We start from the raw sequence: 11,263 nt of genomic DNA on the forward strand, positions 1-11,263 counted from the left end.
TCAACTTTTTTGTCCTTTTACAGAAACACCTCACAAGTATAAATAAAGAACAATTGTTCAATTGTTCGTATAATACATTTTTTACGCATAGTTAATCTTTTGGGTATTTTAATAAACTTTACTTAGGTCTTGCAACTCCTACTTCAATCATAGCTGGGTCAGGTCGTGCTGCAGAATTCGGTATTTTGTTTAAAGGTGGAGAATACCTTTGAAACTACCCATCATATTGATACGGTTATTTTAGATAAAACAGGAACCGTTACAAATGGTAAACCCAAATTGACTGATATTTTTGTAGAAAATGGGGTTGATGAACAGGAATTTCTATCTTTAATTAGGAGCAGCTGGAAAACAATCTGAACATCCACTTGCCGAAGCCATTGCTCAAGGAATTCAAGCAAGAGGGATACCACTTAGTTTAGTTCAGGAATTTGAAGCCATCCCTGGTTATGGGATAAAAACTATAGTCAATCAAAAAAGAAAGTCTGGTAGGAACTCGGAAACTTATGAAGCAAAATAATGTGGATATTTCCAAAGCTCTTTCAGCCATGGAGGACCTAGAAGGGGAAGGAAAAACTGCGATGCTAGCTAGTGTTGATGATTAATATGCTGGTCTTATCGGCTGTGGCTGATACCATTTAAAGGACACTTCTCAAAAAGCCATTACAGGGTTGCAAGAGATGGGTATATAAATTATCATGATAACCAAAGAACAGCTAACCCTTAAGGGGAGATCATAGGACCATTAATTTAATACCGTACCTAAAGATCCTGTTGATTTTAACCATATTTGATAAAAACGACTTCTCCTTTAGTTAATTATCATTTGTTCATAGATGTTATTTATTAACTAGTTAATTTTGCTGAAATGCCTTTAAAAAAACCAATACCTGATGTTTTAAGGGAAATCTTATCCTGTACCTTAATATTCTTTTGAATATATAGAGATAGATTATCTATTTTAAACTCATTATAGCGATTCAGACCCTTTGGTTTTTTGGGAATAGCCAGTAAATCCTGTACCCCTACTGCACAACATCCTTTTACTTCAACGCTATTAACTGTCAGATGTTTTCCTTTTGATTCAATCCAATTTTTTGCTTTATCATCAAGTTCAAAAATCATATCCTCACTCCCGACTTTTACAAACTGCTAACATAAATAATTACTCTCAATATAGAAAGAAAATATTGAAATGTCAAACAAATAACGGTAGATGAGTAATTTACAATTTAGGTCTTTTTGTTGTATGTTCTTTATTATAGGAATGAAAGGCAATCGTGTTTGTTGCCTTCTCTATATCTGATTTTAATATGCGAAAGCGGATTGAACTTAGCATATTAAGTTTTCAGGAGTAAGAGGTAGGTTTTAATCATATATAAAAGGATGGGAAATCGGTATGGGAAAAGGACTAGCAGGGAAGCGAATTGCAATTGGCGGCTCGCGAAAAGTAGAAGAAATTAGTACATTAATCGAAAAACAAGGAGGTATTTCTGTCGTACGTCCCCTTCAAGGAACTGTTTTTTTAGCAGAAAAGGAGGTAGAACCTGACTTACAGAAGTTTGTCATGGAAGGGACAGATTGGGTTATTTTTACAACGGGTATTGGAACAGAAACTCTATTAAATTTGGCGGAAACATTGGGTATCAAAGATCAGTTCTTAAATAGAATCCAGCAAGCCAGTGTAGCCTCAAGAGGGTATAAAACACTTGCAACGTTAAAGAAAATTGGGATTAAACCGGTTGCAACGGATGAGGATGGGACTACTCGTGGATTAATCCGTTCTCTTGAAAGCTTTGATTTTTCGGGGAAAAGAGTAATGGTTCAGCTCCATGGGGAAACCGCTCCAACGTTAATAAAGTTTCTTGAAGATAGAGGAGCATCTGTGTTAACGATTCTTCCTTACCAGCATATTGCTCCTGAGTCAGAGACAGTTGCAAAATTATGTGAAGAACTGCTAAACAATGAATTAGACGCGGTATGTTTTACGACTGCTATCCAAGTTCGGTCTCTTTTTGACTTTGCGAGGGAGAACGGCTGCTTAACGGATATTTTACAATCCTTTCAAGGGAGAGCGCTTGCCGCTGCTGTCGGAAAAGTTACTGCGGAGGCTTTAGTAGAAGAGGGAGTGGAACGCTTGCTTGCTCCCGAACTTGAGAGAATGGGGGCCATGATTATTGAGTTGTCTCGTTATTATGAGAAACTTTAAAGAATATATAGGAGTAGCGATGGCTAAATAAAAAAAAGTTATAGTTTTTAGAGTGCGAAAATCACCATTATCATCGCACTCTTTTGTTTATTTAGATAGTTAATTAACAAATAGGATGTTTCCTGTATTATGGATTATAAATACCAATTAATAACTAATCTAAAACAACTATTTAGTACATGAAAATATTCTATAGCCCAAAACACCGTCATACTTTGCCATTATATTAAAATGTTCATACATTACCGAGTAAAGTTCAGGTTCAATATATTCTGAGTATTGGAATTCAGGATTTGGATTGTATTGGAGCATAGATTGTTCTTGCATACGAATATTTATATGTTTAAAACCAGCCTGTTCAAATAAAGTAATCCAATTCTTTTCCGTAAGGACGGAGCCTAATCCATAAAATTGTTTAACTTCTTCCTCTATAGTTGGGGAAAGCCGTTTATTAGTGGTAAGCTCATTTGCAATAAAACGCCCACCATTTTTTAATAATCGAAATATTTCTTTAAGAGCTTTTGGCTGATTTACAAAAGAAAGGACAGATTCGGAAATAATAAAATCAAATTCCCCATCTTTTACCGGAAATTCCTCTATGGAGCCTTGAATAATTTCCACTGGTCATTGGTATTTCCTCATTCTGCTTTTTGCTTTTTCCACCATTATAGAGTTAATATCCATCCCTGTTACTTTTGCTTCGTATTGCTCAGCTAGATAGGCAAATGTTTGACCAGTACCACACCCTACATCTAAAATGCGAGAAGTTTTGTTAATTTCTTCAGTCTTAAGTATTTCCTTGGTTAGACCAATGCCACCAGGATGTGCTCCCCCAACACCAAATTTGGACAAAAAATCTAAATATATCGACCTACCAATTAGAATCACCTTCTTCAATTCTTATTTTATAAAATATGAAAATGTAAATAAGATGTTCATCCCAGAATGACAGATGTTACTTTCAATGTGAAATAGGCTCTTGAATCCGTAACAACTACCCAAATGAATCATAATTTGTTAAAGAAAGCACACGTAGTATTTGATGATTTCATATATACAACACACACATTACCTTCTTTCAACTCTCAGGTATTTAACCTGATTATCAAATATAAAGGGGAGCAAAAAAATGCACGATTTTCAAAATGAATTACAAATGTTGGGGATGGATAATTATCAAGTTGGTGAGTTAGTTCCTATGGATCTTCAGAGCCAAGATCCACGCCAGTTTGGCGGTATGCGTTGTGGCGGCTTTCATCGTTGTGGTGGCTTTCATCGTTGCGGTGGCTTTCGTTGTTTTGGTTGTTTTGGCTGTTTTGGCTGTTTTGTTGGCTTTTTTAACTGTTGGGGAGGTTGGTGGTAGTTCTTCAAAAAAATTTGGTTATTTTATGAAAGGAAAGTGCCTCTGCATAATCTGTCGCAGGGGCACTTCTTTGTTAGTTAATCATAATGGACAAATAAAAGCTCATAAAATGATAGTGCATAATTAGGAATGATTAGAATGAAGGAGGAGCTGAATGACAAAACTGACCACATATTCACGTCTTAAAGTAAAAAGAGATACATTTTATCTACCTGATTCACAAGGTGGTGTGTATTTTAGAAATAACGTAAGCTCATTCCGTATGGAAGGCGGTACAATCTATCAGTGGATTGAAAGACTGATGCCAATGTTTAACGGGGAGCAATCATTAGGAGATTTGACAGAGGGATTAACAGTCCCGTATCGCAATAGGGTATATGAAATTGGAGAAACGTTGTACAAGAATGGCTTTGTTCGAGATGTAAGCCAAGATAGTCCACATCAATTAAAAGCAAAAGTTCTCGAAAAGTATGCTTCACAAATTGAATTTATCGAGAATTTTGTAGATTCTGGTGCGTATCGTTTTCAAGAATATCGTCAGGCTAAAGTTCTGGCTATTGGATCTGGACCCTTTATGGTTTCATTGGCTTCTGCATTAATTGAATCGGGGCTCCCAAAATTCCATTTCATGGTGACGGATTCAGTACCTACAAATCGATTACGGATTAATGAGCTGGTGCACAATGCCAAAAAGGCTGACTCCGAGGTGGAGGTAGAGCAGGTAGCATTTCAAAAAGGGGAGGGGAGAAGTTTTTGGCAAGAAGCTGTGCAGCCGTACGATTGGATACTATATGTCTCTCAGGATGGAAATGTAAAAGAACTTAGGGATCTAAATATGGTTTGTAAAGAGCAGAGGAAGGTATTTATACCCGCTATATGTTTGGATCAAGTGGGGCTTGCTGGTCCATTGGTTCATCCGAAATCAGAGGGATGCTGGGAGTCCGCATGGCGCCGAATCCATCAATCTTTATTGCAATTAGATCGGCAGCTACAATCTTTCTCTTCAACAGCTGGATCGATTCTGGCGAATGTTGCGGTATTTGAATTTTTCAAGAAAGCTACAGGAGTAGTAGGTTCAAATCAGAGTACCCAAATTTACAAACTTAATCTTGAAACGCTGGAAGGAGACTGGATTTCATTCATAACACATCCATTGGTTACGAATAAAAGTGTTTCACCTAGACTTGTGGAAGATCTTGATGCAAGGCTAAAGCAAGAACGGAGTGAAAAGGAACTGTCGAGTAACCTTTTGGAATATTTCAGTCTATTAACTTCAGAAGAAACAGGGATTTTCCATACATGGGAGGAACGAAACTTGAAACAGCTTCCTCTTTCGCAGTGCTATGTTCGAGCAGTAAATCCAGTGTCAGAGGGACCGGCAGACTTTCTCCCAGAGGTTATCTGTTCTGGTTTTACACATGAGGAGGCAAAAAGGGAAGCCGGACTGACTGGTATTGAAATGTATGTGTCACAAATGATTAAGGGATTCAGGGATCAGAAAGATCAAGAAGAAGTGAACATAGAGGAAGGATTTATCGGCATTGGTGCAGGAGAAACAGTTGAAGAAGCTGTTTGTCGTGGCTTGCAAGCCTATTTAGAGGAGGAATTGAAAAATAGAAAAATCAATCAGCGGAGCACGATGTTTCGTGTACAGCTGGAAAAAATAGAAGATCCCTACTGTAGGTTTTATTTAAATTCCCTTACTACCCTAAATGGTGCACCAACAATTGGTTTGGAAAATGAAATGTTAGGCTTCCCCGTAATATGGGTACAGTCGCAGAGTCGTCGGTACATGAGCACAGGTTTAAATACAACATTGGCTTTACGAAGTGCATTGCAACAAGCGATTTTGGATACTCAAAACCAGGTGAATTCAACAGATAGGAAAGCAGAGTCAGCTGTTTTTCTGAAAGAAAAGGAATTTAAACTCGACATCCCTTCTTGTGAAGAAATAACACAATTGGAGCTATTACAATCCTCCGTTCAGATCTTGAACCGAAACAGCAAACGGCTCTTCGTCTATGATCTTACGTTCGAACCTTTTTTAAAACAGGAACTGGCAGGGGTGTTTGGTGTGCAGATACGAGGGGAGGAACCCTAATGGCTGCTCGTATTCTAATTGACGGAAATGGTTTGTTAGCGGATTTTGTCTATGATCAATTGTCCAGCAACTATCCCGTAACGCGACAAAGCTTATTAGATGAGGTTCCTGAAGAAACAGAACTAGCTCTGGTACTTCATAATGCCTGGCATCCGTCGGTTCATCGAAAAGCGGAAGAAAGATTCAGAGCCACAGGTATCCCTTGGCTTCGAGGTTTCGTTTCGTTTGGAGAGGGAATCATTGGTCCATTAGTACGCCCCAATACACCGGGATGTTCCCGCTGTGCTGACATACGACGCATGATAGCTGGATCTGATCGCCAAGAAATGTGGACGTTTCAGATGAGAATGGCATCAGGAGAAGGGGTACTGGGAGATGCGTGGGCATCACGAACGGGACTATCGCAAATGGCAACTTTGATATGTGACGAAGTGCAGAGATTTCTTCAAGAAGAACCCAGCAACTTAGAAGAAAGGGTGTTCATTACGAATCTGAGAACGTTAACGAACTCTAGTCACCTTTTCTTGCCTGATCCATTGTGCCCGATGTGTAGTTCATTACCTGATGACACATCGGAACTAGCTCAAATTAGGTTAGAATCTAGTCCTAAAATTAATGGTGGTGGCTATCGCTGCCGTTCGATGGATGAATTAAAAACAGTGCTAGTCAAAGATTATCTCGATTATCGTACTGGGATCATGAATGGGAAAATGCAGGATTTCACGCTGCCGTTTGCTGATGTTTTAATGAACATGCCGCTGTTTGAAGCAGATGAGGGAGTAGCAGGAAGGTCTAATTCTTATGAAATGAGTGAGCTAACTGCTATTTTAGAAGGTTTGGAGCGATATTGCGGGATCGAGCCTCGAGGCAAAAGAAAGGTAGTTCGTGATAGTTATCATAATTTAGAGAATCAAGCACTAAACCCTACAAGAGTAGGTTTACATGAAAAGGATCAATATGAAAAGCCTCATTTTCCGTTTAAACCGTTTAATCCTGATGACCCAATGAATTGGGTGTGGGGCTATTCGTTCTTACAAGAACGCCCTATTCTGATTCCGGAGTTACTCGCCTATTACAGTTTGGGCTATGGGGAGAGCTTTGTTTATGAAACCTCCAATGGATGTGCATTAGGGGGGAGTTTAGAGGAAGCCATTTTCCATGCCATTATGGAGGTTGTCGAACGAGACTCATTCTTGTTAACCTGGTATGCCAGGCTTCCCCTTCCGCGTCTTGATCTTAGTTCTGCTAACGATAAAGAATTACAGCTCATGGTCAACCGTATACATGAGGTGACGGGATATGACCTTCATTTTTACAATTCCACGATGGAACATGAGATTCCAAGCGTTTGGGCAGTGGCAAAAAACAGAAAATCCAAGGGGGTAAACCTCATTTGTGCAGCCGGAGCTAACCCTGATCCTATAAGGGCTGTAAAAAGCACGATTTACGAGCTGGCAGGAATGATGTTTAGGCATGATGAAAAATTGGAGGAAAACCGTCAGAAATATGAAAGGATGCTCCGTGACCCGTTTGCAGTACGTACCATGGAGGATCATGGGATGTTGTACGGTTTGCGAGAAGCAGAGGAACGGCTGAATTTTTTATTGGATGAGCAACGTCCTTTACGTACGTTTGCTGAGGAATTTAAACAGCCACCGGCAAATGCTGATTTAAAGGATGATCTTGAGGATATTCTTAAGAGGTTCCGCCAATTAAATCTTGAAGTCATTGTGGTTGACCAAACGACACCTATAATCAAGCGGAATGGATTATTCTGTGTCAAGGTATTGATTCCTGGAATGTTACCGATGACGTTTGGACACCACCTTACCCGTGTGAAAGGGCTGGAGCGGGTACTCAGGGTACCAATGCAATTAGGATTTATGAAGATGCCGTTATCGTTTGAACAGCTTAATCCATATCCTCATCCGTTTCCATAATGGAAGATTAGGAGGCTTAATATTGGAGCTGGAAACATTTCTACACAATCTACATTTTGACACGGATAAAATTTTTCCGCCGGATTGGCAGGTAGATTGGGAGGACGCACCACTTCCCTATAAATTGTACCGCGGTTTACCAGAGATTCCACTTACCGCAGATGTACCGTTAACACTTGTGAGAAGAGAAGCTCATCTAAAACCCAGTCTGGTCGAGCTTGGTCATTTCTTATGGTATGTATACGGTCTTACTCAATACTCTCAATCCGCTTTAAACGAGGGAAGCAAAAAAGCTGTGAGCTTTGCCCAATCAGTACGGAGATTTGTTCCTTCTGGAGGGGCGTTGTATCCTAATGAATTATATGTATATTTAAAGCTAGAGGACGCACCCAAGGGAATTTACCATTACGATGTGGCACATCACCGCCTTATGTTGGTGCGAGAAGGAAATTACGATTCCTACTTATCCAGAAGTCTTGAAAATGGCTATAATATTTCTGATTGTTTTTGTACCGTTTTTATCTCGACCGTTTTTTGGAAAAATTTTTATAAATATAATAATTTTTCTTACAGGCTCCAAGGGTTAGATGCAGGTGTGTTAATTGGGCAAGCGTTAGAAGTAGCCGATTGGATGGGATTCTACCCGCGGGTATGCTACCAATTTCTTGATCATTCTATCAATCATTTGCTTGGGCTATCCGAACAGGATGAAAGTGTATATGCGGTTATGCCGTTATTTATTAATCAATCTATCAATTGTGTTGACAACGATCATAGTAGAGAAGAAATTGTTTCAGCCACTGAATTGTGCCGGGAAGTGCCATTGTTGAAGCATGTTTCCTATAACCGTTCAAAGAAAGTCATTGATTATCCGATGCTGAGAAAACTTAATGAAGCATCCATGTTTGAAACAACGCAGTCATTTGTGCAGATAAAGAAAAATAATAGTGTGGAACGTTCCTTAGGTACAGAGATGATCTTGCTGCCATTTACGGAGTGCTTTTCGTACGATCTCGCATCCGTTTGCAGGAAACGGCATTCTCCTGATATGGATTTTATGATAGGAAAAGTGAGTCAAACACAACTATCCACTTTGTTAAAAGAGATATTTTCCTTCTCATATCAGAATGATCTTGACGATACACATGGGAATGTTGAGAGTCGTGTTTCTTTATATGGTAGCTTTCATAATGTGGAGGGAGTTACAGATGGTGCCTACTCTTATGATCTTAGTGCTCATGCACTTCGGAAAATAAATGAGGGGGATCACCGGCAGTTTTTGCAATATGGATTAACAATGCCCAATGTGAATCTGTATCAAGTTCCGCTCTGTATGCATGTTGTTGGAGACAAGAATCACCTTAAAGAGAAATTGGGGTATAGAGGGTACCGCATTCAACAGATGGAAGCGGGGATGCTCGTACAACGACTGCTCTTGGTGTCGTGCGCTTTAGGGATGGGGGGCCATCCACTGCTAGGATTCGATGTGAACCAATGTGATAAACTTTACGAAATCGATTCGAAAGGAAAAACCAGCCTAATTCAAATTCCAGTGGGTCCATACCGTCCCCGCGCCTGGTTAAAAGGAAGTTTGCTTAGCTAGGAGAGAAAAGTACATTCTATTTTACTCTCAACCGTCGTTGAATCTTGACTGGGCACAATATGAAAAAATATTTAAATATAATATTTTACAAGTGATAACCCGTTATTTTTGACATTTTACCCAGATTTATATATATTGATATAATTAAAAATGAGAGGATACCCCATTTGAAGTCCATTTATATGGGCTTTTTTTCTTGGGAAAAGTTTATAAAACTTCATACACCTTTGTTAATGTTTTATTCAGCAAACCTTGATTAACAACAATAGGTATATTTTGGTAAAGATATCGATAGAATATATTTTAATACTATTATCCATAAATATGGTTCAAAAATTAATTTTATTTACTAAGGGGGCATTAATAAGTTTATCTAACATATATAGAAGACTGATTATAAAAAGTGTCATTTGAAACTAACCACTTTTTCTTTATTGATGTGAATACAAAGGAAAGTGGGGTGAATATAATAGGAATATACACTTGATTGTAGTTTAAATAAGAAAGTGAGCGGGAAATTTTGAAGATATCTGAGGTATATGAAAGGTATTTAAATGGGGAGAAATTTAAAAGTATACGTGAAATCAATCTTGGGTATTTACCTATAAAACAACCAGTTGATTTAGTAGGGCGTTCACCAATTATGCAAGAAATCGCTAAAAAACATTCCAGACATGTAAATAATAAATAAAACCCCGCTTTATTGTACAAACGGGGAATAATAATGCTAGTTGATTTTTTTGTATTGTATCATTCTTTTTACTAATGGATCCGTGTTACTAACGTGAATAGGTTTAACCATGCTTCCAGTTATTTTGTTAGTTTGTTTAGCACTTTGGCTAGTGCTTGTTTCACCCAATTTTCTTGCGGCACGATTTCTTATATCTTGTATTCTAATTGGAGTTTTAGCGCTGCTCATATATATCACTCCTTTATTCAATGATATGTAACAATCCTTCATTCGTCAAGAATAGATTCATGTTCCGTTTCCGTCATCACCAGTGCTTGTTAAGGCCACCATATACTCGATATTTTCAATATTTTTACTGATTGTATTATGTAATAGTTCAAAAAGGTATCTGTCTAAAATATCAAAGGGATAGGTATAGCTGCTAATAACAGTAACATATTCATCTACACCGTAACAAAAATAGAAAACAAGATAATTCTTTTTTAATATGCTATCCTGATTATTTTTGTTAAAAATTGCAGATTCCCCTGTTTCTTTAGTTTCTTCGACTAATTCATGTAACTCTTCGGGTATAGCTCCGTTATATACATTATATGAAAACGTGGCATGGAGCGGGGGGTTTTTGTATCCCGCTTGAATCTCTGCTAAAAAATACTCTAATACCTCTTTATAATCGATGATTGAATCATTTAAAAATTCAAGTGTCCTTCCGGTCGCATGATCACTAGTCAAATAGGCCATAAGCTTAGCTTTAGTTCCGCTGATTTCAACAGTTTCAATAGCTGCTTGTTCAATATTGTCTACTTCAAATTCCATATTAAAAAACTTAAATCTTTTTAAACGTTTAAAGGCAACAGGAATTATTAAAAATAAAAGCATCCAAATTAAAAGTAAAAAGAGTCCTCGAAAGATAATTTTATTAAAATTGGATTCAACAATAGGTTTAACTAAAATAGTTAACCATGTTTCTTTCTCTTGGGAACTACTGCTTGAAGGACTTTCTATTGTTTTTACATTCGATTTTGCCTCAGATGATTCATTCTTTTCTGATTGTAAAAAGAGTTCTTTTGGATTCTCTTTGAGAGTATGTTGAAAAAGTAGAAGTGAAGCAAGTATCATCCAAATTAAAATCAGAATTATCCCCGAAGTGTATAAATATGGAATTAAAAAATTAATCCATTGAAAAAATGATCTTCTTTCCTCATTCTCAGTATTAATGCGAGGCACTATTTTCCCTCCTTTTTTTCATTCTATCGAAATGTCTTCTATCTAACAATAGATTGTAAACCATCTAATCTTAAAAGTTTATTAACTATATTAGAAAATCTAAATCGCGTATTTATTTCTTTTCTGCAT

Annotated in this window: 9 protein-coding genes and 2 pseudogenes; 7 read left to right on the top strand and 4 right to left on the bottom strand. The window is 37.8% G+C overall.

What is annotated here, in order from left to right; genetic code table 11:
- Positions 1 to 122: 122 nt before the first annotated feature.
- Positions 123 to 689, top strand: a pseudogene (locus BAOM_RS10945) (HAD family hydrolase); the annotation flags it as partial.
- A 157-nt stretch (positions 690 to 846) separates the two neighbouring features.
- Here the strand turns inward: BAOM_RS10945 and BAOM_RS10950 are convergent.
- Positions 847 to 1,125 (bottom strand): CC/Se motif family (seleno)protein, encoded by a 279-nt coding sequence (locus tag BAOM_RS10950; RefSeq protein ID WP_127760313.1) that lies wholly within the window; start codon positions 1,123 to 1,125, stop codon positions 847 to 849.
- 274 nt (positions 1,126 to 1,399) lie between these two features.
- Here BAOM_RS10950 and BAOM_RS10955 point away from each other — a divergent pair, with 274 nt between their 5' ends.
- On the top strand, positions 1,400 to 2,209 hold the full coding sequence (locus BAOM_RS10955) for a uroporphyrinogen-III synthase (RefSeq protein WP_127760314.1): 810 nt from the start codon (positions 1,400 to 1,402) through the stop codon (positions 2,207 to 2,209).
- A 168-nt stretch (positions 2,210 to 2,377) separates the two neighbouring features.
- Here BAOM_RS10955 and BAOM_RS10960 read toward each other — a convergent pair.
- Positions 2,378 to 3,097, bottom strand: a pseudogene (locus tag BAOM_RS10960) (class I SAM-dependent methyltransferase).
- Positions 3,098 to 3,338: 241 nt separating this feature from the next.
- On the opposite strand from BAOM_RS10960, the gene BAOM_RS10965 reads away from it, so the two are divergent.
- The 5 genes from BAOM_RS10965 to BAOM_RS24375 all read left to right on the top strand — a co-directional run bounded on the left by BAOM_RS10965 (position 3,339) and on the right by BAOM_RS24375 (position 9,907).
- Positions 3,339 to 3,572 carry a heterocycloanthracin/sonorensin family bacteriocin gene (locus BAOM_RS10965; RefSeq protein ID WP_127760315.1) on the top strand — a complete coding sequence of 78 codons (234 nt, stop codon included), beginning with the start codon at positions 3,339 to 3,341 and terminating at the stop codon, positions 3,570 to 3,572.
- Positions 3,573 to 3,726: 154 nt separating this feature from the next.
- The gene (locus tag BAOM_RS10970) at positions 3,727 to 5,673 is read left to right on the top strand and encodes a putative thiazole-containing bacteriocin maturation protein (protein ID WP_127760316.1); all 1,947 of its coding nucleotides are present in this window, start codon (positions 3,727 to 3,729) and stop codon (positions 5,671 to 5,673) included.
- Entirely contained in the window at positions 5,673 to 7,613 is a 1,941-nt protein-coding gene (locus BAOM_RS10975) for a TOMM precursor leader peptide-binding protein (RefSeq protein WP_127760317.1), read from the top strand. The genes BAOM_RS10970 and BAOM_RS10975 overlap by 1 nt, the downstream gene beginning before the upstream one ends.
- Positions 7,614 to 7,635: 22 nt before the next feature.
- Positions 7,636 to 9,216, top strand: a complete 1,581-nt coding sequence (locus tag BAOM_RS10980) for a SagB family peptide dehydrogenase (RefSeq protein WP_127760318.1) — start codon at positions 7,636 to 7,638, stop codon at positions 9,214 to 9,216.
- A 520-nt stretch (positions 9,217 to 9,736) separates the two neighbouring features.
- The gene (locus BAOM_RS24375) at positions 9,737 to 9,907 is read left to right on the top strand and encodes a hypothetical protein (RefSeq protein ID WP_164853193.1); all 171 of its coding nucleotides are present in this window, start codon (positions 9,737 to 9,739) and stop codon (positions 9,905 to 9,907) included.
- Positions 9,908 to 9,943: 36 nt separating this feature from the next.
- On the opposite strand, the gene BAOM_RS10985 is transcribed toward BAOM_RS24375, so the two are convergent.
- Complete coding sequence (locus tag BAOM_RS10985) at positions 9,944 to 10,135, bottom strand: hypothetical protein (RefSeq protein WP_127760319.1); 192 nt, start codon at positions 10,133 to 10,135, stop codon at positions 9,944 to 9,946.
- A 57-nt stretch (positions 10,136 to 10,192) separates the two neighbouring features.
- Positions 10,193 to 11,134: a hypothetical protein gene (locus BAOM_RS10990; protein ID WP_127760320.1), complete on the bottom strand. Its 942-nt coding sequence runs from the start codon at positions 11,132 to 11,134 to the stop codon at positions 10,193 to 10,195.
- Positions 11,135 to 11,263 lie beyond the last annotated feature (129 nt).

This window comes from Peribacillus asahii (assembly GCF_004006295.1).
GTDB lineage: Bacteria > Bacillota > Bacilli > Bacillales > DSM-1321 > Peribacillus > Peribacillus asahii_A.